This window comes from Halomonas sp. NYA30 (assembly GCF_976980765.1).
This window is the reverse complement of the sequence record NZ_OZ334477.1, coordinates 1997692-2019997: the sequence shown is the minus strand read 5'-3', so window position 1 is coordinate 2019997 and position 22306 is coordinate 1997692. Positions and strand designations below refer to the sequence as shown.

At 54.1% G+C, this 22306-nt stretch carries 18 protein-coding genes; 12 read left to right on the top strand and 6 right to left on the bottom strand.

Features of this window, described 5'->3' with window-relative positions; genetic code table 11:
• Positions 1-62: 62 nt before the first annotated feature.
• The 4 genes from ACWI0H_RS09190 to ACWI0H_RS09175 all read right to left on the bottom strand — a co-directional run bounded on the left by ACWI0H_RS09190 (position 63) and on the right by ACWI0H_RS09175 (position 4782).
• On the bottom strand, positions 63-1442 hold the full coding sequence (locus ACWI0H_RS09190) for a S8 family serine peptidase (protein WP_485875957.1): 1380 nt from the start codon (positions 1440-1442) through the stop codon (positions 63-65).
• A 189-nt stretch (positions 1443-1631) separates the two neighbouring features.
• The gene (locus ACWI0H_RS09185; RefSeq protein WP_485875956.1) at positions 1632-3002 is read right to left on the bottom strand and encodes a CHAD domain-containing protein; all 1371 of its coding nucleotides are present in this window, start codon (positions 3000-3002) and stop codon (positions 1632-1634) included.
• 53 nt (positions 3003-3055) lie between these two features.
• A complete protein-coding gene (locus tag ACWI0H_RS09180; RefSeq protein WP_485875955.1) occupies positions 3056-4291 on the bottom strand; it encodes a GGDEF domain-containing protein in 1236 nt (411 codons plus the stop codon).
• A gap of 89 nt (positions 4292-4380) precedes the next feature.
• Complete coding sequence (locus tag ACWI0H_RS09175) at positions 4381-4782, bottom strand: DUF2784 domain-containing protein (protein WP_339885525.1); 402 nt, start codon at positions 4780-4782, stop codon at positions 4381-4383.
• 254 nt (positions 4783-5036) lie between these two features.
• On the opposite strand from ACWI0H_RS09175, the gene ACWI0H_RS09170 reads away from it, so the two are divergent.
• Genes ACWI0H_RS09170 through ACWI0H_RS09160 form a run of 3 tightly spaced genes read left to right on the top strand, consistent with a single transcriptional unit; the run spans position 5037 to position 8526 of the window.
• On the top strand, positions 5037-5813 hold the full coding sequence (locus tag ACWI0H_RS09170) for a hypothetical protein (RefSeq protein ID WP_485875954.1): 777 nt from the start codon (positions 5037-5039) through the stop codon (positions 5811-5813).
• Positions 5814-7631 carry a PAS domain S-box protein gene (locus tag ACWI0H_RS09165; RefSeq protein ID WP_485875953.1) on the top strand — a complete coding sequence of 606 codons (1818 nt, stop codon included), beginning with the start codon at positions 5814-5816 and terminating at the stop codon, positions 7629-7631.
• Positions 7546-8526: a putative bifunctional diguanylate cyclase/phosphodiesterase gene (locus tag ACWI0H_RS09160; protein WP_485875952.1), complete on the top strand. Its 981-nt coding sequence runs from the start codon at positions 7546-7548 to the stop codon at positions 8524-8526. The genes ACWI0H_RS09165 and ACWI0H_RS09160 overlap by 86 nt, the downstream gene beginning before the upstream one ends.
• Positions 8527-8622: 96 nt before the next feature.
• Here the strand turns inward: ACWI0H_RS09160 and ACWI0H_RS09155 are convergent, their stop codons facing one another.
• Positions 8623-10041 carry a methyl-accepting chemotaxis protein gene (locus ACWI0H_RS09155; protein WP_485875951.1) on the bottom strand — a complete coding sequence of 473 codons (1419 nt, stop codon included), beginning with the start codon at positions 10039-10041 and terminating at the stop codon, positions 8623-8625.
• A gap of 167 nt (positions 10042-10208) precedes the next feature.
• Here ACWI0H_RS09155 and ACWI0H_RS09150 point away from each other — a divergent pair, with 167 nt between their 5' ends.
• The 5 genes from ACWI0H_RS09150 (at position 10209) to ACWI0H_RS09130 (ending at position 18422) form a co-directional block, all read left to right on the top strand.
• Positions 10209-11153: an IS5 family transposase gene (locus ACWI0H_RS09150; RefSeq protein WP_101147219.1), complete on the top strand. Its 945-nt coding sequence runs from the start codon at positions 10209-10211 to the stop codon at positions 11151-11153.
• A gap of 879 nt (positions 11154-12032) precedes the next feature.
• The gene (locus ACWI0H_RS09145; RefSeq protein WP_485875950.1) at positions 12033-13496 is read left to right on the top strand and encodes an ATPase domain-containing protein; all 1464 of its coding nucleotides are present in this window, start codon (positions 12033-12035) and stop codon (positions 13494-13496) included.
• Positions 13497-13531: 35 nt separating this feature from the next.
• The gene (locus tag ACWI0H_RS09140; protein WP_485875949.1) at positions 13532-15784 is read left to right on the top strand and encodes a putative bifunctional diguanylate cyclase/phosphodiesterase; all 2253 of its coding nucleotides are present in this window, start codon (positions 13532-13534) and stop codon (positions 15782-15784) included.
• Positions 15785-15961: 177 nt separating this feature from the next.
• Complete coding sequence (locus tag ACWI0H_RS09135) at positions 15962-16549, top strand: NAD(P)H-dependent oxidoreductase (RefSeq protein ID WP_485875948.1); 588 nt, start codon at positions 15962-15964, stop codon at positions 16547-16549.
• A gap of 211 nt (positions 16550-16760) precedes the next feature.
• Complete coding sequence (locus ACWI0H_RS09130; RefSeq protein ID WP_485875947.1) at positions 16761-18422, top strand: sensor domain-containing diguanylate cyclase; 1662 nt, start codon at positions 16761-16763, stop codon at positions 18420-18422.
• Positions 18423-18527: 105 nt separating this feature from the next.
• Here ACWI0H_RS09130 and ACWI0H_RS09125 read toward each other — a convergent pair whose 3' ends face one another.
• The gene (locus ACWI0H_RS09125; RefSeq protein WP_485875946.1) at positions 18528-19829 is read right to left on the bottom strand and encodes an IS1380 family transposase; all 1302 of its coding nucleotides are present in this window, start codon (positions 19827-19829) and stop codon (positions 18528-18530) included.
• A gap of 73 nt (positions 19830-19902) precedes the next feature.
• On the opposite strand from ACWI0H_RS09125, the gene ACWI0H_RS09120 reads away from it, so the two are divergent.
• The 4 genes from ACWI0H_RS09120 (at position 19903) to ACWI0H_RS09105 (ending at position 22236) form a co-directional block, all read left to right on the top strand.
• Positions 19903-20079: an EAL domain-containing protein gene (locus ACWI0H_RS09120; protein ID WP_485876190.1), complete on the top strand. Its 177-nt coding sequence runs from the start codon at positions 19903-19905 to the stop codon at positions 20077-20079.
• A 329-nt stretch (positions 20080-20408) separates the two neighbouring features.
• Entirely contained in the window at positions 20409-20540 is a 132-nt protein-coding gene (locus ACWI0H_RS09115; RefSeq protein WP_336272865.1) for a hypothetical protein, read from the top strand.
• 150 nt (positions 20541-20690) lie between these two features.
• Positions 20691-21446, top strand: a complete 756-nt coding sequence (locus tag ACWI0H_RS09110) for a phosphatase PAP2 family protein (RefSeq protein ID WP_485875945.1) — start codon at positions 20691-20693, stop codon at positions 21444-21446.
• 235 nt (positions 21447-21681) lie between these two features.
• The gene (locus tag ACWI0H_RS09105; RefSeq protein ID WP_485875944.1) at positions 21682-22236 is read left to right on the top strand and encodes an invasion associated locus B family protein; all 555 of its coding nucleotides are present in this window, start codon (positions 21682-21684) and stop codon (positions 22234-22236) included.
• Positions 22237-22306 lie beyond the last annotated feature (70 nt).

Here is a 22306-nt window from a genome sequence, read left to right as displayed (position 1 = left end):
TATCTCCATAGTGAGTGCGCTGGGCGGCCTGAAAGAAGTGGCTGCACAGCGCGTCGCCCACGTTAGGGCGCTTGCACCAATCCTGCTCCCACGTTGGATTCAGGCGATGGCAGCGCTTGCACCGAAGCCATCAGCTGCTGCCACAGCTTCCTTCCCCTCAATGCGTCATCAGACTGAGCCCAAAGGGCCGCGCAGCCTGCCACGTGTGGCGCCGCCATGCTGGTGCCACTGATCGCCTTATGCCGAGTAGGCCGTGGCCATGAGGAGAAGATATCGCGCCCAGGCGCGGCAATCTCGATCTTGCCATGATTGGAAAAGCTGGAAGGCTTCAGGTTCTGGTCCAGGGACGCCACCGACATCACCGTAGGCGAGTTGGCAGGCGCGCCTGTATTGGTCGCAGAATTCCCCGCCGCGGCAATAATGAGGCACCCATTACGCAGCGCCGCTTCACCCGCATGGGTGTAGGCGGCCTGCACCGGGCTCTGGCTGCCAAGCGACATTGAGATTACCTCACACCGATTGGCGATAGCCCAGTTCAAGCCAGCCAGTACGCCCGCCCCGGTACTACTGCCCGAGTTGGTCAGCACCTTCCCGACGAAGACCTCCGCTTCATACGCGATCCCGTAGCGCTGTTTGTTTTCACTGGGTGCCTGGGGGCCACAGGCCGTGCCGATACAGTGCGTACCGTGACCATTCATATCTTGCACCGGCTCACCGACAAATGAGCGGGTAACGAACTCCCTACCCTCGAAATCCGGGTGGCCAAGATCCATCCCGGTATCCAGCACGGCCACTTTAATGCCTGCACCGCTCCAGCTGCTTTGTGGCACCCTGCAACGGGTAAGCCCCCATGTCGACTGCTGAGCATCAGACTCAGTCCCCTCACCGGTGTCCTCCCTATCAAGGTCGACACCCAAGTCGTGCGCGATGGTGCTCGCTGCCCGCAAGAAGCCGCGGAGGTATTCCGAATTTCTAGAACCAGAGTTTTTAAAATCAGAGCTTTTAAAACCAGAGCTTTTAAAACCAGAGCTCTCGGAAAACGCAAAGTACTCCGGCTCAATGATTTCGATAGGACTATCCGCTGACACCTTATCCAACACACTCATGCCATGTTGCTCCAAGGCATCACCACCCACCAGTGCCACGCCTAGCTCGGGAAATACCATCGCTTCGGCATCCCCAGCGTCTTCCAGGCTGACGGCCTGATCGGTAAAGTCACGGGCATCGGCCACCCGAAAGTTCTGGGCTTTTAACGACTTGATACCCTCTTCCATACATCCGTCACGAAAGCTGATAAGAAAACGTCCTGTTTCCAGACAGCTGCCTCCCCGCTCCAGGGCCGCCAACAGCAGCTTTTCGGTGCTACACGATACGGTGGCAAGCGCCCTGCTTGCGCGTGTGGGTTTGCTGCCATTTCCACGGCCTGTCGGTTTTTTAGCCATCGCTGACCTCCATTTCGTCTGGCTTTCAAACGTTGCGGCTCAAGTGCTTACCTATAGAAAGCAAAGCTTCTCTATGCAGAAAGTCGTGCTTTCAGCTTAACGCACCTAATGATCTTCGCCAGATTGATTGCGTTCAGCGGGAATACGCTCGTCATCCCGAAGGGCGAGCACTTCAGGTACATCGTTACGCTAAGTTGCCACGTTGGAAAGAGGTTTCAACGCCACTACTTTCTTGCGCAGCGCCAGCTTCGGCCTCTCTAACGAAGCGCGCCACTGGGCACACTCCTGGGGTTGCTGCGGGTCGTTATTAGGGCTTGCGCCGAAGGCATCCAGCCAAGTTTGACGGGAACACAGGTCTTGATACTCTCCGAGTAGGCCCTGGCGATACTTCAATTCAGTCAGGAACGGCTCGGGAGTTTGCGGATTCAGATCAGCCAGGTAGCGAATCCGCTTCACGCCTTTGCGCAGCTCATGGAACTCGGCGTCTTGAGCGTCTAATGAGAGTGCCGCCAAATCCTCATCGTGGCGTGCGATGCGTGCATCCAGTACCGCCTTGATGCGTTTTGGTGTGAGTTTTGACAGCGCTTTCCCAACATCATCGGAAGCGATAAAACTCTGCCAGCCCTCAAGCTCCTCAGCGTACTCCGGTGTATTTAACTGCTGGCACAGCGTCTGATGCCGTTCCCGCTGGCTAGCCTGCAGCCACTGCGTTAACCCCTGGCGAGCTACCGAAGAGAGCGGCGGGGGCGTCTTGGCCATATCCTCCAGAAACACATCAATATTACGCAGGTCACTGGTGGCCTGGGCACGATGCTTGAGCCGCTTAAGCATCTTCTTCAGGCCAGGCACTCGGGTAATGGCGTGCACGGATTCACCCACTGCCCGGCTGCGGCGCAGATTGACCCGGTACTGGTGCAGAAACTCAGGATCCACACCGGCGATGACACCAGGCTCCAAGGCCCGAATCATCTGATACTGGTGCTCCAGCATGGCGCAGATACGGCTGGCGGTGTCGCCTTTGTGTTTGGGTGGTTGGGGGGCAAGGCGCTTGAAAAGTGGATAACTGACCGCTTCCGGGGTGAGGCACCCCACTAGCTTGGCATCGCCCTGCCCTACGCTTTTCCAGGCAGTATCAGGCCGCGTGAAATGCAGCACACTACCGGTGGGCAGCAAATGCGGCGCTGTCTTATCGAGCCAACGGGCCAGATCATGCAGCGCCGGGTTATGCCCAATCACCAGCACCCTTTCGTCTTCATCCGGCAGCGCTTTGAGCCATGCCTGCAGCCCGCCGCCATCGAAAGTGTAAAGGTCTTCATCGAAGTGAACCTGATTGATCAGAGTATGCTCAGGCAGTTGCACCGCGATCTCGTCGAAGGTTTCCCGCGTGCGAGCTGCTGTACTGACATAAACCTCCCCTTCCAACGCTTGCCAGCGCTGCAGCACAGGCGCCATCGCCGCTGCCTGACGCTTCCCCCGCTTTCGCAACGGCCGTTCGTGGTCGGTCATATCGGCACTGGGCTGTTTGGCCTTGGCGTGCCGCATTAGGTATAAGTGCCGCATGGGTTCGCTCACAAGTAAGGGGTGTTGAACGAAGTTTAGTACATGCGCATCATCTATTGAGTAAGATTAAAGGCACCCCTGCCTTCGCCCTCTTTTATACCATCGCGACACACCACGACTTGGTTCCTGCCGCCGCGCTTGCCAGCATAAAGCATCTGATCAGCCCGTGTGATGAGAGAGTCTAGATCAACCCCATCACTATTCGTTGTAGCCACCCCGATGGTGACACTTGGGCTCAGCTCGCTCATCTCTTCCTTTAACGGCAGCTCAGCGACCTTCTTTTTCAAACACTCAGCGATGATTTGCGCATCGTTTGGGTTAGTGTTCGGCAGGGCCACTACAAACTCTTCACCACCAAAACGTCCTATTACATCCGATGGACGCAGAGACTCTGCGCAAACCTTAGCGATTTTGGTCAACACCCAGTCCCCATGGCTATGCCCCCAGGTATCGTTAATGCTTTTGAAATGATCCACATCAATCATAAAAAGGCTAAACGGCGCCTTTTCGGATTGGGAGCGTTGCAATAAGGCTTTGGCCAATTTCATAAAATGGCCGCGATTATTAAGGCTGGTCAGCGCATCCCGCTCAGCAACTACTCGCAGTTGCTCTTCCAGTGCTTTTCGGTGCGCAATTTCGTTGTGCAACTGGTGATTTTGATCACGCTCTTCGAAAAGCAACGCATACTGCTTACGCTGCAGACTCTCCAAACGCAGCAAGGCAAAGAACCCCACCACGATGCCCATAATCAACAAAAGTGCGATGCGAAGAGCCGTTATCGGGGCAATCTCCGTAAACAGAACAGCAGCGACTAAAAAGCCAATATTTAAGTAGAGGCTGGCAAACACCACCACGGTTAGTAGGTTGGGAATTAGAAGATAGAACGCCATAGTGGCGACTACCACCGCGGTGATTTGAGTGGAGAGACTTTCGGGGCGCAAGGGAATAATCAAAATGATACCCGTTGCTAATATCCACAATGGCAAGGCGTGCAACCAAGCCCGATAAAAGCGCCCTCTTCCGTACCTGACAAGGAAGGCCACAAGCAGGCAAAGGCCTACCACTACGATGCGCATGGTAAGGAGCAGGTAAAACTTTCGGGTGAGACCGAGCAAGTAGTAATCCGAAATCGCAAACATGCCAAAGACTAAAGTGGCAACACTCAAGGAAAGACTGAATTCCAACCTAACGCTTTCCTGGATAGATCGGCGATACATCGACTCGCTGCCAGCGTCGCAAAATTGGCCCGTTAACCAATGCACCTGACTCCGCTTTTTTTGTAATGGCAAGGCCCCATACTCCCTGAGTAACGCGGCGATTTCTTTCGGGTTCAGTGAACAAAACTACTCCACTAACCGGAACAGTCAACTGGGGTGAGTTAACGAACACGCTTATGCGGCTTGACCACCAGCCAACTGACCAACACTAGGCTACCGAATAGCGTGTAAACCACCACAAATACCCACGCAGGCAACGTGAAATAGAGCAGGCTATGCAGCCAGTGCTGAATAAATGACCCCGAATAGGTGGCGGTACCCGCCTCTGCCCTTAGCACCATTTCCCAGGTGGTTAACGGGCAAACGATACCTAACCAAGCTTGACCTACCACATAGCCAATCGCACACACATGCACGATGCGGAAAACACGATGGCGCACCCACTGCCAGTTCAGGAAATAGCCTGCGTACACTGCGAACAGGCCGAGTACCACGAAGGCCACAAACATTACATGAAGTATAAGAATAGCGTCGGCTAGCAAAAGTAGCAGGAATGGTGACATAGGAAATGGGCTACCTGTCACAAAGCACCTCCACCTAAAACTAAAATATTTGTTTAAATGGATACCCGAGTTCGTTAATAAAACCCTTTTTATACTACTTATCGCTAATTGCGCACTAAGCTTACTCCTGTATAACAGCGCAATATTTTTAGTCACTGCCGACTAAAAGACCATCTGTAAGGCCTCTCCCAGCGTCTCCGCCCATTGGGGCAATGCTTTATCCTCACACCATAGCCGAAGGACAACAACAATTGATGGCTCAGAGTAACCGTCGTCTCGCCATGCAGGCTTGGCTGTTGATTCTGCTCACTAGCAGCTTGCTGATCGGTGTCAGCAGCCTGCTGCTTGACCGCGTTGCACACCTTCCGCTACCACCACAGTGGCGATTGAGCCTTGACGGCACCCTTGCTGTGCTATTGGTTAGTGGCGGCCTGCTGGCCATGCTGAGCCATCAGTCACGCTGGCGGTGCTTGGCTGGTGGCCTGATGATCGCATTGGGTGGTGATAGCCTTGGCCACGATCTCCTCGCCCCAGGAACAGACAACGGGCTTTCATGGCTCACCGGGCAGCCACGCCTAAGCAAGATACCTTCATTGCTGATTCTGCTAATGGGAACGAGTTGTTTCTTTTCTCCGGCATCGCGGGGCACCCGGCGCGGTTATCGCGTGATCGGCTGGGTGTCGATCGTCATCGGCGTCACTACGCTGACTTACCCATTGATCCCCCCTACGCCACACGCCTCGGTGGCAGGTCTCACCTCCATGGGTAGCTTATTCTGCCTGCTGCTAGGCGCTGCTCTACTGATTATTGCCCATCTGCGCACCTATCCGACGCAACCGCTGCCTCGCTCTGCCATTATCGCCGGAGTGTTAGGCGTCACAGTCAGTATTATGATCTGGCTGGCCAGCAGCTGGGTTCAGTACAACGCCCGTCTCAGCGCTGCCGATACACTAGTAAAAAATGTCGCCGACGGCATGGAGCAGCGCATTGAATCAAGAGTAAAGCAGGTTGAGCGCCTCACAGAGCGCTGAATGGCATTAAGAGGCGAAGGTCGTAGTGTGGTTCGCGAGCTCCAAGAGGTAGAGATGCGAACCTATATGCGTGATGAACCCAGCTTGCTGGCCATCGTTCACTTAGGTGATGACGCCCAGGTACGCTGGCGAGCGGGTCGCGAACCGACAAACCTACTATGGATGATGGATCAGCTGATCAGCCCTGCAACCCTGGGCTGGCTACGTCAGCAAAATGAACGTCATCAGCTTATCAGCTGGCGTTTTCCTGATCCCGAACGCAGCAGCCATGGCCTACTAGCGGTGACGCTTGATGGTGGGCAGACGACCATGCTGGCGGCTATCGACTTAGCCGAGATCATCCAGTTGCAGCGTCATCTGGATACGAGTGGCTTTACCATCACGTATACCTCAAACGACCAAACGTGGGGCACGCTGGCTGCCAAAGATTGGCACGGAGCCCTTATCCCGAGGGCGTTTGACTCCCGCAAGGTGACGCTGCCCGGCGGGCCAACCTTCACGATTACAGCACTGGACGGGCCTCTGTCGTTGAGCAGCCTGCCCGGCGCTTTACCGGTGATATTCGGCCTGCTGGGGTTGGTTTTATCTTATCAGTTGATCATCAGCCGTGCCCTTATCGCCTTCCGTAACCAACAGGCCGCCGCTTTACATCTAAATGAGCAGCGCTTCCGCTCCCTGTTCACCCAAAACCCAGATGCGGTATTTGCTCATCAACGTGACGGCACCTACGAAAGCCTCAATCCCGTTACGGAAGCCATCGTGGGACTCTCGGAAAGCGAACTACTGGGCAAACACTTCCGCTCAGTCGTCTGTGAGCCAGCGTGTTCCCGACTGGATATTGAGCGTACCGAGGCTGCTTTCCAGCGTGCCGCCAACGGCCTGCCCAGCAGCTATACCATGCGTTTCGTACGCGAAGGGGCTTCTCAAGATTTGGAAGTAACGATGGTGCCCATCGTGGTCGATGGGGAGGTCAGCGGGGTCTTCGGTATTGCCAAGGACATCACTGATCGCGTTGCCGCCGTGGAGCGGCTGCATATTCTGGAGCGTAGCCTTGAGGCAAGCGGCAACGGCGCCATGATCATTGACGTTCGTACGGATGAAAAACAGGTAGTTTATGTGAACCACGCGCTCACACGAATCACCGGTTACCTAGCGCAAGAAGTCGTCGGCCATGCACCGCTACTCCTCAGCGGCGCTGAAACGGATACTGCGGACACCGAGCAGATCCAAGCAGCAATCCAGCAAGGCATTAGCCTGACCACTACCGTGCGCACTTATCGTCGTGATGGCTCCCCTTTTTGGAACCAACTGTTCCTGTCGCCGGTGAAGGATGCTAACCAGCGGGTAAGCCACTTCATCTGCATCATCAATGATATCTCCGAGCGTCAGGAGCAGGAGAGCCAGTTGGCTTATCAGGCGACCCACGACGTTCTGACCGGCCTTGGCAATCGAGCGCTCTTCAGCGATCGCCTGGCCCATGACGTCGAACTGGCGGCTCGCAATGGCCAAACGTTGGCCGTACTGTTCGTTGACCTGGACGAGTTCAAACCGATCAACGATACGCTCGGCCACAACGTTGGTGATCAGCTCTTGATCAGCGTGGCAGAGAAGCTACAGCAAGGGTTGCGGGTCAGTGACACCCTCGCCCGTTTGGGTGGCGATGAGTTCGTGCTGCTGCTACCCGACTTAAGTTACCCCGATGAAGCCGAAGAAGTGGCCGGCAGGCTGCTGGATGCACTCAATAACCCCCCGGATCAGCGGGCACGAACTGCACGTATCGGCCAGCATTGGTATCGCCGTGAATCGCGGCGGGCTTGATGAGCCGGAGCGACTGCTTCAGCACGCAGACATGGCCATGTATAAAGCCAAGCAGCAAGGTCGTAACACCTATCAGATGTACACGGAAGATCTCGATAGCAAGCTCAGTCAGCGCGTCACCCTGCGCAGCGAGCTTCAGGAGGCCATCGAGCACGGCCATCTCAATCTACATTATCAGCCCCTGCTGAATCGCGAAGGCGATGTCGACGGACTGGAAGCGTTGGTTCGCTGGTACCACCCGACCAAGGGCTTTATCTCGCCAGCGACGTTTATTCCCATTGCGGAAGAAACTGGACAAATCATTCCATTAAGCCGCTGGGTAATGCGGCAGGCCTGCAAAGACGCCCACAAGTTAGTGGAACAAGGCCTATTAAAAGGACGCATGGCCGTCAACCTCTCGCCCCTTCAGTTTCATCGCCCCAACTTTCTCAGCACGTTACGCAATGTACTGAGCGAGACGCGCCTTGCACCTGAGCATTTGGAACTGGAACTGACGGAAGGCATTCTGATGCGTGATGCCGACGGCGCCATCGATATCCTCCACGCCCTGAGCAGCATGGGGGTCAGCACCGCCATTGACGACTTCGGCACCGGTTTTTCCAGTCTGAGTTACTTGCGCGACCTGCCCATTGATAAGATCAAGATCGATCGTAGCTTCGTGCAGGATGCCGCCAAGAGCGACAAGAACGCTGCTATCTGCCAGGGCGTTATCACCTTGGCACTGGAGCTTGACCTCAGGGTGGTTGCCGAAGGTATCGAAACGGTAGAACAGCACGACTACTTGATGTCGCTAGGCTGCGAGGTTTTCCAAGGCTACCTGTTTGCCAAACCAATGCCGCTGGACAGCCTCATCACTTGGCTCACGCAAAAAGCACTGATGACACACAACGTATAACGGCAACATCAAGGTGATCCTCCACGGAGGCCACCCTGATGTTGAGTCTTCAATGGTTTTCGTTATATGAGCCTGCTGGCCCGCATTAGATTATCGTTAGCTTGCTGCAGTGGGCACCTCGGCACGCAGCTGCTTTTGCGGCAGTGAGGGAGCCAACGATGCAGCGCCTTCTCTGAGCTGGAAGGTGCTGACAAGATCTGCCAGGCGGACAGACTCGTCTTCCAGTGACGCCGCCGCGGTGCTGGTCTGCTCGACCAGAGAAACGTTTTGCTGGGTTGCACTGTCCATCTGATTGACGGCTATCGACACTTGGCTGATACCACTCTCCTGCTCTTGCACGGCACTCTGAATCGCCTGCATCATGGTCGTGACCTTCTGGATGGCCTGCATAGTGGCGTCCATTTCCTCTTGTGTCTGACCCGACTGTTCAGCTCCGGCAGAAATATTCTGGGTGATTTCCAGAATAATGGCACGGATCTCTTTGGAGGCTTCGGCAGAGTTGCCTGCGAGCTTGCGTACCTCTCCTGCTACCACAGCGAAGCCGCGACCATGCTCACCAGCTCGGGCAGCTTCGACTGACGCATTCAGAGCCAGGATATTGGTCTGGAAGGCGATCTCTTCGATAGTGCCGATGATGTCCTGCACGCGTCGTGAACTGACTTGCATGGTTTCCATCAACTGCGAGGTGCGGATAACGGCTTCACGAGACTCTGTCGCCTTACCGACCGCTTCTTCACTGAGCTGGTTGGCCGAGGTAGCGGATTCACTGGTCTGGCGAACGGTTGAGTTAATCTGCTCCATGCTGGTAGCCGTTTCCTGCAGCGCTGAGGCCTGCTCTTCGGTACGAGTCGCTAGGTCCTCGCTGCCCGCGGCTATCTCACGGGAACTGAGCGCCACTTGATCACCGCTCTGGCGTAACAAGCCGATGATGTCGACGAGACGGGCTTGCATCTCCTGCAGCGCCTGGTTCAGGGTGCTGATCTCGTTCCGGCCACGTACCTCAATTTGATTGGTGAGATCCCCTTTGGCAATGTGTGCACAGATCTTGCCAGCATGGCGCAGTGGCGCCACGAGTAGTTTCTGAATGCCGACATAAGCACCAATGGTCAGCAGAATAGCCACCAGCAAGAACACTGCGGTCAGAATAATGGTTTGCTGAACATTACTCGCGGCATCCGCCTGCATTTCGGCAGCACGCTCCTCAGCGTAACCCGCGAACGCACGCACACTGTCCGAAAATTCCGCACCGAGTGTGCTGAGTCGTTGGCTCTCTTGCCGCATCGTTTCGACATCACCAACTTCGATGGCATCGATCAGCCCAGGGGTGACGAGCTTTTCAAAGCCGTTAATCACGGCCTTGAAGTAGGGAAAACGACGCTGTGAGGCATCAACATTGATATCACGAAACTCTTCAAACCTGACCAGGCTTCTATCCAGGCTTTCTTGCGTCTGATTGAGCGCGGTTGCTGTTAGCTCATCGTCGCCAAGCCGCGAAAACTCCTCATAACGCAACATACGCAGCCGCATTTACAGGAAGTTGGACTCCATGCGATTTGCGGTATTGGCTTGTTCGACGCTGATCTCAGCCAGCTCATTGATATTACTTTTAGGGAAGCTCTGAAAAAGTCACTGCCATCAGCGATAATACGGCTATCGTCAACTGCATAGGATTCAGTGCTGCCATGGATCAAATCACCTTCTCAGAAGCCGAGTACCAGAACAAGAAGCGAAAGACCCGCCGCGAACTCTTTCTGGAGCGGATGGACAAGCTGATCCCCTGGACGCAGTTGGAGAAGAAGGTAGCCCGTTATTACCCCAAGGGCGAGAGCGGGCGGCCTCCGTATCAACTGTCTGCCATGCTCCGCGTCCATTGCATGCAATTGTTTTACAACCTGAGCGATCCGGCCATGGAAGACGCCCTCTACGAGATCGAGTCCATGCGCCAATTCGCCGGTTTGAAACTGGACCGATTGCCGGACGAAACCACGATTCTCAAGTTTCGCCATTTTCTGGAACGCCACGGCCTTGGCAAGGTGCTGTTCCAGGAAGTGAACAACCACCTGGAGAAAAATGGCCTGATGCTGCGCGAAGGGAGCATTGTCGATGCCACTATCATTTCTGCGCCTAGTTCCACCAAAAACAAAAAAGGCGAGCGCGATCCGCAAATGCACCAAACTAAAAAAGGTAGCTCTTGGCACTTTGGCATGAAAATGCACATAGGTGTCGACGATAAGCTTGGGTTGATTCACAGCATTGAGACCACGGCTGCCAATGTCCATGACATTGTGCCTGCCGATAAGCTCCTTCACGGTGAAGAGCAACGCGTCTTCGGTGATGCCGGTTACCTTGGTATTCAAAAACGAGACGAGCACAAGCACCGCAACGATGTCTCTTGGTATATTGCCAAACGGCCTGGCACCCGCAAGCAGCTAGATGCCAGGCGACAGAAAGTCGAAAAAATCAAAGCCAGTATCCGTGCCAAGGTGGAGCACCCCTTTCGGTACATCAAACAAGTTTTTGGTTATGGCAAGGCTCGCTATCGTGGACTGGCCAAAAACACTCAGCGCCTGCACTTGCTGGCGGCGTTCAGCAACCTGCTGATCAGTGAGAAATACCTATGGGAATAGGGCGATTGCGCCCGTTTTCCGCTCAATGAGCGGGAAACGGGCAAAAATACACAAAGAACGGGAGAAGAATGTCTGAATTTTCGATTTTTTCTCGGCTCAAGTGAGCGGTGATGAATATCGGCAGTTATTCAGACCTTCCTTAGAAGCTAACCCGCCAAAAATAGACACCGCGCCGATAATCGCGGTCATACTAATCATCATTAGCAATAGTATAGTCAGTAAGGTTTTTAATGTAATGTTTCTCATTTTCTTCCCATTTTATGCACGTTATTTTTTACCTAACCCCGCTCCCTGGAAAACCTAATTTTCTCAAGGATATTTATGGCATCGACTTTTCTTTATATTTCTTTAGTTCAACGCCTATAGCGATCTGCTTAACCGCTACCTACGGCCTATAAGCGACTTGTCTCTCTAAAACTAAGAGGAAGATATTGAAGTAGCTACGCAGTCTAGGCAGGACATCTCGTCTCGCCTGATAGGGTCCTCGCCCACGGGCAGATACTGGTAGTTAAATTTCGACAACAGGGAAGAGGCCCCAACAAAGGGCATTATTCTTTTTAAGGAAAATCTCATTAAATCAGTAGTGTTAATCCAGAGGAAAGGTTAAGACCAGCCGAGTAAGTCAGGCATCAAAATGTATCGTTACAAACGGCTTGCGTATGGTGCTCACAATGATTAAGGTTTGCATATTATAAATAATAGCTAGGCTCACAGGCTCCACATTTCTTCACTTTACAGGCGTGATTTGATATTCCTCTTCAGCCTCATTCCCACTTTACATGTACCTATACATGAATACCGTTTGGCATCATGCCGACTGCTAAATGCTGCCTAGTAATTGACCACCCGACTAGCCTGGCCGAAAAATAGGAGCTAAGCATGACCCACACCCACGACCCACGTTTGCTCACCGGAGTCGCTGGCCTCGACAAGATACTTCATGGTGGGTTGATTCCACAGCGAGCCTACCTAATTCGGGGTGGCCCAGGGTCGGGCAAGACCACACTCAGCATGCATTTTCTGGCGACTGAGCATGCGTCGGATAATCTGTTGGTTACCTTGGGGGAAGCCGAGGAGCAACTGCGCGATAACGCTAGACGTAGCGGGCTCTCACTTGATGGAGTTAACGTGCTGGATGTGTCGCCCGGCCAGACTAACGATGTCGGAAACAATACCTATAACCTACTGGAAAGTTGGGACGTCGAAGGCAATACCATCCATGACAAGATCCTCGATCATGTTAGAGAACATCGGCCAAAGCGTGTTGTGATCGATTCGCTCAGCCAAATGCGCTACCTGTCGGCAGACACGTTTCAGTTTCGCAAGCAGGTGCTGTCGTTATTGCGAACCCTAACCGGGGAAGGGGCAACGGTAATGATTACCTCCGAGGAAAGCGCGGACGAAGACGATCAAGCATTGCCTTTTTTGAGCGACGGAGTGATCAGCCTAGATCACACGGAGTTTGGTCGCTTATGCCGGGTCACCAAGCTACGTGGCTCTGGCTTTGAAGAAGGCCAGCACTTTTATCAACTTAACAAACAAGGCATGACGCTTTTTCCGCGCCTCATGCCCAACAATCATTCTCGTATTAACTCTCACACTCAGATCAGCTCTGGCCTCCCCGAGCTCGACGCGCTCACCCATGGCGGCATTGAGCGCGGCACGGTGACCTTACTTTCCGGGCCCACTGGCGTAGGTAAGACAACGCTGGGTGCCCAACTGATGAGCCAAGCGGCGGCCAACGGCGAACGGGCAGTGATTTACAATTTTGATGAGAGTGAATCGACTTTCTTCACCCGCTGTAGGCAGATCGGGCTACCTATCGAGAAAATGGTCGAGAAAGGCCACCTGTGCTTCGAGGCCATCGAACCCCTGCTCTATCACCCTGACCAATTCGCCGCGGGTGTCCGTAAGGAAGTTGAGGAAGCGGGTACGACCATGGTGATGATTGATAGCCTCTCGGGGTATCAACAATCGATGGCGGGTGAAAATCTGCAGGAGCGCGTTCACGCCCTATGCCGCTACTTGGTCAACATGGGCGTGACCGTGGTACTGGTCAATGAAGTCTTCACTATTACCGGCAACCAAGCGCGCGTAACGGAATATGGGCTGAGTTATGTGGCCGATAACATCATCATGCTTCGCTACATCGAACTGAACGGCGAGCTGCGCAAGACCATCGGTGTACTCAAAAAGCGAACCGGCAGCTTCGAGAAAGCCCTGCGCGAGTTCGATATCACCTCGGATGGACTTATGGTTGGTCGGCCATTGCATGGCATGCGGGGATTACTAAGTGGCGTACCGGAAGTGATTCAGCCTAATTTTGATAGTGGCACACAGTGACGGCTCGCGAATACCAAGACGTGAGACGGCCCGTCATGGCTATCGCTTTGGCAAACAAAGCTAATGCTGAACTGTTTAAGCGGATGGTCGGAGACGACGTACATTTGCAGAACACGCTTTTAGCTCAGAGCGACAGAACGACCAGGGAGGTCGACCTAATCGTGGCGGACACAGCGTCACTACAACATTACCGTGAACGCATATTACACCTGCGCCAACAGGCCGCACCGATGATCCTGCCGGTACTGCTGGTCGCCGACAGCCGTTCGCGCCTTCCACCGCGTGTCACCGCAGAACTCGGTCTCAGTGTCGACGACATCATGCGCATACCGACCACCCAGGCCGAATTGAAGGCAAGAATCGATAACCTGCTGCGCCTGCGCGCCCTGTCGCAAGAACAGGAGAATAACCGGCAGCAGCTTGAGGGCGTTGTCAGCGCCCTGCGTACCCTAAATGCCTGCGACAGGGTCGTCGTCCGTGCCAAGAGCGAAGACGAGATGCTTCGTTCTCTGTGCCGGACTATCGTCGATGAAGAGGGCTACAGCCTTGCGTGGGTAGGGTTTGCCATCGATAACGCCGACAAGCCTATCGAAATTCAAGCCAGCACCGGGCAGGCCGCAGCTTTTTTGTCCGACCTCACGCTGGGCTGGGGAGAAGATCTGAAGGGATCAGGAACAGTCGGTCAGGCACTACGCTCGGGTGAGGTTTTTGTCGTTAACGACATCTCGCAGGAGCCCACTCTCGCTCACATCAAGGAGCGTGCGCGCTTACACAATCTGGCCTCGGCCATCACCTTGCCATTGATCTTTGAGTCCGGGCCTCTGGGATGTCTGACCATCTACTCGCAGAACCGTGAGCATTTTGGACAAGAGGAATGTCAGCTACTAAAACGGCTTGCCGACAACCTAGTATTCGGCTTAAACGCCTTACGCACCCTGCGGGAAAGCCAACACCAGTCAGCCGAAATTCATTATTTGGCCTATACCGATGCACTAACCGGCCTGCCCAATCGTCGTCATTTCATCCACTACCTGAATGGCATGTTAGACACCGCAGAGCACCAAGAAACCTCCGGTGCGGTGCTATTTATCGATCTCGATCGTTTCAAACTGATCAACGATGCCCTGGGGCACGAGGTGGGCGACCGTGTGCTTCTTCAAGTCGGCCAACGCTTAAAAGGCGCCGTGCGTAATGACGACCAAGTGATTCGTCAGGGAGGCGACGAGTTTCTGGTACTGATGAATCATGACCCTCGCCAAGGCGGCCCCTCGACGCGGGAAGAGATTATCACCAACGCCTGTGCGCTGGCCGATAGGATCATTGATCACGTATCAGAACCCATGCTGGAAGGCGGATTCACACACCATATTGGCGCCAGCATCGGGATCAGTCTGTTCCCCGACCATGGGCGTGATGCCACCCTGTTGATCGAAAATGCCGACAAAGCGATGTTCGAAGCCAAGCGTCAAGGCAGTGGATGCCGTCTGCTGTTTTCAGAAGACCTCTCGGCCAGCCGCCAGCAGCGCTTCGCCATGGAATCGCGCTTGCGCGAAGCGTTGGAAAACCAACAGTTCGAACTTTATTACCAGCCGATCTTTGAGCTCGACAGCTGCAATATTGTCGCCGTCGAAGCGCTGATCCGTTGGCCCCAGGCCAATGGAGAAGTCCTCATGCCCGGCGCTTTCATGCCAGTGGTCGAAGAGACTGGCTTAATCAAACCTCTCGGTGACTGGGTACTGGAAACCGCCGCTCGACAGTTGAAGGCTTGGCATGACCAGGGCTACAAGCTTTCCATGGCGGTTAACGTCAGCCTTAACCAGCTGCATTCGGGTTGTATCGCAGAAAGTTTTGCTGCCTTGGTGAAACCACATATCGATCCTTGCTGGATACACTTGGAAGTTACCGAAAATGCCCTGATGACCGACCCGGAAGCCATTGAGAGGCTGCTGGAAGAACTTCACACACAAGGCTTTCAGCTTGCTATTGATGACTTTGGCACCGGTTATTCCTCACTGAGCCGACTACAACACCTTTCTATACAAACCCTGAAGATTGATCGCAGCTTCATCAACGAGCTAGAGAAGCCGAATAGCAAGGGCGCGGCTCTGGTGTCGATCATTCAGCAAATGGCCGCCAGCCTAAACCTGCATACTGTTGCCGAGGGCATTGAAACCGATGAACAACGCCAGATACTGCTAGAAACGGCCGGCTCCAACGGCTGGGGGCAGGGTTTCTGGTTTAGCCGCGCCATACCCGCTCAGGCGCTCGAAGCACGATTAAGGGAATAGTGACAATGTAATATGTGCAAAGAAGGCGGGCACAATCAGAACGTTAGCCTAACCAAGGCGCCCTCTTACGCTTTTCAGCAAGAACGGCACATGCAATCGAATACGCCTGAACGTCTCTCCTTGTGTCTATACTGAATGCTACCTTTTATCACTCTGCTTGCAGCGAGAACCCGCCAAATGAGCCAGCGAATCCTGATCCTGCAGGGCCATCCCGATGCCAGTAAGGCGCACCTTTGCCATTCTCTTGCTGAGCACTATAGCGAAGGCGCCCAGGCCAATGGCCATAAGGTGCGCCTGATCGATCTCGCCTCTCTGGAATTCCCACTGCTGCGAAGCCAGCAGGAGTGGCAAACGACGCCTCTGCCCTCTTCACTGACGGCGGCGCAGGATTCTATTAGCTGGTGCCAGCACCTAGTGTTAATCTTTCCACTATGGCTTGGCGACATGCCAGCTCTGGTCAAAGCGTTCTTGGAACAAGTGCTGCGCCCAGGCTTCGCCTTCGAGTACGTGGAAGGCAACCCGCTGGGAAAAAAGGGGCTGACCGGACGCTCGGCACGGATAGTGGTAACCATGGGCATGCCAGCGGTGATCTATCGTCATCTCTACCGGGCGCACAGCGTCAAATCGCTGGAGCGCAATATCCTCGGCTTTGTCGGCTTCTCGCCGGTGCGTGAGACACTGGTCGGTAGCGTGGAGACAATGAAAGAGCAGAAACGCAACGAGTGGTTCCGCAAGCTGCATGAGCTCGGGGCAAAAGCTAAGTGAGACCGGCAGTGGAGATGCCACTTCTCGAAGCCAAGATATCCTCTGTTCAAGCTCAAACGATAAATTCTGCCCCAGACGATGTCGGAGCCATTAATGTCCCTTTACTGTAAAAAGCATAAGGAAGTGTATTTTATTAATCAATAACATCCACATTTGACTACTATAATCATTACTCAAGGATCAATATTTTCCACAAGGTAGTGAACGCATAATGAGTACCCAAGAACAGGATCGTTTGTTCGCGCTCCGTCAGTTAAACTTGCTAGATACCTCTCCTAGTGAAAGTTTTGACCGGATCACACGGATGGCCAGTCAACTTTTCGGTTTGCCAATCGCAGCGGTGTCGCTTACTGATGAAAACCGTCAATGGTTTAAGTCTAGGGTAGGCGTTGATCATTGGGAGATACCCCGTGAAACAGCGCCCTGCGCAGATGTCTGTAACTCCTCTCACCCCCTTATCATCCAAGATCTTCTCGCCTCGGACTGCTACCGAAATAGCTATTTAGCAAACTCAGGCATTCGTTTCTACGCGGGCGCTCCACTAGTGACTCGTGAAGGCCATACCTTGGGCGCGATGTGCGTTCTGGGCACTCAACCACGTGAGGTATCTGAACAAGAGCAGGCAACGCTTCGCGATCTGGCCGCCATGGTAATGGCACAGATTGAGTTGCAGCACGCCTTCGGCCGGATCGACCCGTTGACGGGCCTTTCCAACCGCCACCAGTTTGCCGAAGACTTGCAGGATATGGAGCGGGATGTGCCGAACGGACGAAGAGTTGCGTTATTTACCGAGGTGGTCTATGCCAGCGAATTAAGTATGTTCCACCGCACCATGGGGCCCGCTTTTCTTGATGAGCTGGCACGGATTGCAGCTCCTTGCCTGCAACAGGCCATTGGTCCATCATCAACGCTCTATTACCTAGGCGGATGTCAATTCATGCATCTGGTGAACCAAGCGAGTGATGCTGAGCTGCTGGAAGAGGCGCTTCGTTTACGCCAAGCGCTACTCGCACTCGAATCCACTCGCGACGCTCTAGTCTTGATACACCCCATCATGGGCATCGCTCCCTTTTGTCTGGGCGAAGTTACGGCCGCGGATGTCTTGCGAATCGCTCATGCCGCTTGCCTGGATGCTCGTCAGGCTGGAGAAGTTGCTGGGCTCTTTTCACTGGACTTGGATGCCCATCATCAACGACGCTTTACCCTACTGGGCGACATCGGCCGGGCACTAGACAATGAGGATGAGCTTTACCTGGTTTTCCAACCACGCGTCTCCCTTGGAAGCGGCGAGTGCTTAGGAGCGGAAGCGTTGTTGCGGTGGCATCACCCAACCTTAGGTGAAGTATCGCCTGGCGAATTTATTCCCCTGATCGAAAATACCCCCATGGCAAAACCGTTAACGCAGTGGGTATTGCGTCAAGCCATTCGCCAGGCGGCGGTTTGGCATCAACAGGGAGAAACACTCCAGATTTCGGTCAATGTCTCAGCCACTAATCTTGAGGAGGAAGATTTTGCCGAGCGGCTTTTGGATGAGATGGCACGCATGTCACTTCCGAGTACCGCTATAGAAGTCGAACTTACCGAAAGCGCTCTGATTGGCCAGGGGCAGGTAGCGGCCAACCAGCTTAAGGCGATAATAGAGGCAGGACTGCAAATCGCTATTGACGATTTTGGTACCGGCTATAGCAGTCTCTCCTATCTGCATGAGATTCCTGCCCACACCGTAAAAATAGACCGCCGCTTTATCACCGAGCTTGGTCAGGACGCGCGCACCGAGACGCTGGTTAATTCCATGATCTCAATGGCCCATGACCTAGCCCGGATTTCTCATAGCACCTCAGCAAGTACCGCACCCAGGCCGCCATGCTATTAAAAACCTATTGGTACATCTTAAATTGCCTACTTTTTAACCACTTTCCGTCGTTCAGATACACTTCCCCCTTTCCCCCATTGCGTCGGGCCGGGGGCGCCCGCGCATTCAGTTCGGCACCAACCGCCTGACGAGATCGGATAGTTGCGCTTTATAGGGGTAGCTGTCACTCATCAACACCCGGATTCGGCGCGTATTGCGGATGATGACCGCGCCCACTTTGATGAGTTTGAGCCTCAGGTTGCTTGGGCTCATGCGCTCAAAAGGGGTCTTCTTCAGGTAAGTACGTAAGCGCTCGAACAGCGTATAGGCGAAGCCCGATAAGATCAGCCGCCACTGATTGGCCCACCAGTGCGTACTGGAGGTCCGGTCAGCAAACAGGCTCAGTTGTTGATCCTTGATTCGGTTTTCCATGTCGCCCCGAGCACAATACTGCTCGTAGTAAAGCTTGAAGCCGTCGTCGTAACGGGAGCTGATGATAAATCGGGGATTGGAGCCCAGCTCGCTTTCTTCTAGACGAGCGACCACCCAGCGTGGGTATTTCCAAGAGTGTGCTTGATACGGGAAGCGGAACGTCTCTGCCACTTTGCCTCCCACCTGCCATTGGGTCTTGCGCACCAGCATCATGGGCACGTCCACTTCCTTGAGCAGCCGACTGTTCTTACCGATACCCACGATATAGTCAACGTGATGCCGATCGCACCAGTTCAGCATCCGGGGGCGACAAAAGTGACTATCACCTCGTAACACAAGGCGCGTATCGGGCCAGTACTGGCGGATAAAGCGCACCAGTAACGCCAGGATGGCCCAGCTGTGATGGCTGTCGCTGTGGTCACTGGTACGCAGATAGCTCACTAGCAGATGGCGGCCACAGAAGACATACAGCGGGAAGTAGCAGTGGTGATCATAATAGCGGTTAAAGAACTTCCCGGGTTGCTCGCCGTGCACGGGAATATCGGTGCCATCAAAGTCCAGCACGATTTCCTTGGGGGGTTGGTCATGCTGCTCAATGAAGTGATGCCACAGTAACGCATGGGCCTTCACCATCGCTTGCCGGTCTACCTTCTGCTCGCTCCGACACAGTGTAGACTTACCCGCCAAGACTTCATCTTCACCTAGCGCGGTCTGAAGCGCTTGGTCGTAACGTAGGGCCTCATGGTCGTTAAAATCTTCGTAGCCCGCGGCGACACCGAACACCCGCTGACGCACCAGAGTGTCGAGCTTGTGACGAACCTGTTCCGGTGCGCGGGGATCATGAAGCACGGAGGCCAAGCGGTGCGTCAGACGATGTTGTTTATCGACTTCCCGTAGCAAGAGCAATCCAGCATCGGAGGTGATGTGGCCCCCAGAGAAATCGGCTTCAATTTGCCGGCGTGAGAGTGGCGAGAAGGTCAGTTTTTCAGGTACCATTTTGGAAGCGGCGGTTGGTGTTGGTTTTTGGTGTAAGGCCCTGAAACGTTAACACTTTCAGCCGCTTTCTTTTATACCCCGTGAGAAATCCAGGCTAGGCTACCGAGTGGTAGCAGAAGGAATAGAAAACGATATCTCCTACCGCCGCCTTGTGGAACTAGGCTGCAACGAAGCTCAAGGATATTTTATCGCTAAACCTCTATTACCCCTGGTATTCGAAAAGTGGCTACATGAAAGAACAGTTCAATAATGCGAATTGCCTGAACCTCTCCAATTGATTTGGGCTCCCTCGGGTATCGTCGTTATTGCTGCGGTTCCTTCTTCAAATGACCACTTTGAGGTGAAAGAGCCTCAAGTTGGCAAAGAGTTCGATGCCAATAGCTGGCTGCTGTTTTGCGAGAACCCAGCTAAAGATGGCCCAGTTGTTATTCACAGTTCTGTGCTCCCGATACTCTATACTTATCTAAGTGTATGTGAATCGGCGTAAATCACCGTATAAAAATACCTATAACACATGCTCCCCAGTGCTAGTTTAAACAAGACTGCATGACGCTTGAGATAATGAGAGAGGGGTATTCAATGCTTGAACCGCGTGATTTTCAACAAAACGCGTTGCTTAGCCGACTGCCGGAAGAAGAACTGAATCGCCTATTGCCTGATCTCGAAAAGGTAACACTGACATTGGGCTGTTGTACGTTGGCGCTATCTTGAGTGTCTAAGCGGTGGTGGAAATTACGGCCCCCTGGTAAAACGTCATCCTGCTTTAGAAGTAAGTAGTTTTCTGCGCTAGTGATAACACTGACACCATAAAAGCGTCAGAATAGACGTTGCGTACCACTTATCAAAGCAAAGGAGTTGCAAATGAAGCGCCATGAAAAAATTAGACAAGCTGGACGCCATAGCTTCTCCTTGCTGGCTCGGCTCGGCCGCTACGAACTAGCGATGCTGCTTTGCGTTGCGGTACTTTCCGGCGGGGTGTGGGGATTCGTCGCGCTGGCCGATGAAGTCACTGAGGGGGATACCCAGACCGTTGATGAAAGCCTGCTGCTCGCGCTTCGCAATCCCGCCGATCTTAGCGACCCGATCGGGCCAGGCTGGGTCGAGGAAATGGGGCGGGACTTTACCGCGCTTGGCGGTGTCGGTGTGCTGGTACTCATCACGCTGGGCGCCCTGGGCTACCTATTACTCGCCGGCCGCTATCGCGCGGCCCTCTTTGCCTCAATTGCAGTGCCGGGCGGCATACTTCTCAGCACCGTGATGAAGCTGGGCTTTGATCGTCCTCGCCCGGATCTCGTGCCTCATGAAGCCATGGTTTACACCGCGAGCTTTCCCAGCGGGCACTCAATGATGTCTGCGGTGACCTACCTCACCCTGGCCGCGCTACTCACCCGCGTGCAGCCCGCACTGAGGCTGAAGGCTTACCTTTTGATTCTGGCGATATTACTGACCCTGCTGGTCGGCATAAGCCGCGTCTATCTTGGGGTTCACTGGCCGACTGATGTGCTTGCTGGCTGGACAGCCGGGGCAAGCTGGGCAGCGCTGTGCTGGATCGTAATGCGCTGGATGCAGCGGCGCGGGCAGGTAGAAACAGAAGTTAGCAGTTCGGACACTGAATAACGTGGCTAAAGTAGCGCTGGGCAACACCAATGAGTATTGTCCAGTGGCGTGGGGAAAAACGATAGTCGCCATCCAGCCGACTAAGAACAGAAGACTGAGTGGAGAGGAAAGTAAACCGCCCAGCCACGCTCTGTTAACCTAGCTCTGTTAACCTAAGGGGCTCGACCTCAAGCGAACAAACAGGCATGGTGAGTATGATTATTCACCATCAGCGAACCAACAGGAGGGTACGCCAATGCCGCACAATCTGACTCAAAACCTGACTCAAAACCTATCTAAAAACCTATGCAAGATGGGGCTATTATCGCTCTTAGCGTTGTCTCCCAACGCCTTCAGCCAACAATCGCGGGCGGCTGCCGGTAATGATGTCACCACCGAATCGTTCCAGGATTGGGAAGTCCGCTGCCAGAGCAATGCCGAAGGCCCGACTCCGTGTGCGATGGCGCAAATGGTTACGCAACCTGGCAGCGACCAGCCCTTGATGCAGGTAATTCTTGACTACCCGCCCCAGATCGATGACCCGGTGATGAGCTTCTTCGTGCCGCTGGGGGTACGTCTGGCAGCAGGCTTGCAATTGAGTGTGGATAACGGTGAGCCAATCCAGTTCCCCTATCAGGTCTGCCAGGAGCAAGGCTGCCGTGCTGACGTCCCCATTGAACCAGCGATGCTGCAGCAACTCCGCAGTGGCAGTACAGCAACCCTCAGCATGATTGATCCACGCGGTGAACGCCTGGATCTGGATATTTCGCTGACCGGCTTCACCGACGCCAGTACCCGCATCGCTCGCTGATCTTAGGGGCCTTCCCCAACAAAGCCGGCCCACTAGGGCCGGCAAGTCTACCCAGCCGCTGTCAGCAGGC

Bases quoted from the DNA above. Each gene is read 5' to 3' on its own strand.
- ACWI0H_RS09190 (WP_485875957.1), bottom strand. From the start codon at position 1,442: ATGGCTAAAAAACCGACAGGCCGTGGAAATGGCAGCAAACCCACACGC.
- ACWI0H_RS09185 (WP_485875956.1), bottom strand. From the start codon at position 3,002: ATGCGGCACTTATACCTAATGCGGCACGCCAAGGCCAAACAGCCCAGT.
- ACWI0H_RS09175 (WP_339885525.1), bottom strand. From the start codon at position 4,782: ATGTCACCATTCCTGCTACTTTTGCTAGCCGACGCTATTCTTATACTT.
- ACWI0H_RS09170 (WP_485875954.1), top strand. From the start codon at position 5,037: ATGGCTCAGAGTAACCGTCGTCTCGCCATGCAGGCTTGGCTGTTGATT.
- ACWI0H_RS09165 (WP_485875953.1), top strand. From the start codon at position 5,814: ATGGCATTAAGAGGCGAAGGTCGTAGTGTGGTTCGCGAGCTCCAAGAG.
- ACWI0H_RS09160 (WP_485875952.1), top strand. From the start codon at position 7,546: ATGCACTCAATAACCCCCCGGATCAGCGGGCACGAACTGCACGTATCG.
- ACWI0H_RS09155 (WP_485875951.1), bottom strand. From the start codon at position 10,041: ATGTTGCGTTATGAGGAGTTTTCGCGGCTTGGCGACGATGAGCTAACA.
- ACWI0H_RS09150 (WP_101147219.1), top strand. From the start codon at position 10,209: ATGGATCAAATCACCTTCTCAGAAGCCGAGTACCAGAACAAGAAGCGA.
- ACWI0H_RS09145 (WP_485875950.1), top strand. From the start codon at position 12,033: ATGACCCACACCCACGACCCACGTTTGCTCACCGGAGTCGCTGGCCTC.
- ACWI0H_RS09140 (WP_485875949.1), top strand. From the start codon at position 13,532: ATGGCTATCGCTTTGGCAAACAAAGCTAATGCTGAACTGTTTAAGCGG.
- ACWI0H_RS09135 (WP_485875948.1), top strand. From the start codon at position 15,962: ATGAGCCAGCGAATCCTGATCCTGCAGGGCCATCCCGATGCCAGTAAG.
- ACWI0H_RS09130 (WP_485875947.1), top strand. From the start codon at position 16,761: ATGAGTACCCAAGAACAGGATCGTTTGTTCGCGCTCCGTCAGTTAAAC.
- ACWI0H_RS09125 (WP_485875946.1), bottom strand. From the start codon at position 19,829: ATGGTACCTGAAAAACTGACCTTCTCGCCACTCTCACGCCGGCAAATT.
- ACWI0H_RS09115 (WP_336272865.1), top strand. From the start codon at position 20,409: ATGCTTGAACCGCGTGATTTTCAACAAAACGCGTTGCTTAGCCGACTG.
- ACWI0H_RS09110 (WP_485875945.1), top strand. From the start codon at position 20,691: ATGAAGCGCCATGAAAAAATTAGACAAGCTGGACGCCATAGCTTCTCC.
- ACWI0H_RS09105 (WP_485875944.1), top strand. From the start codon at position 21,682: ATGCCGCACAATCTGACTCAAAACCTGACTCAAAACCTATCTAAAAAC.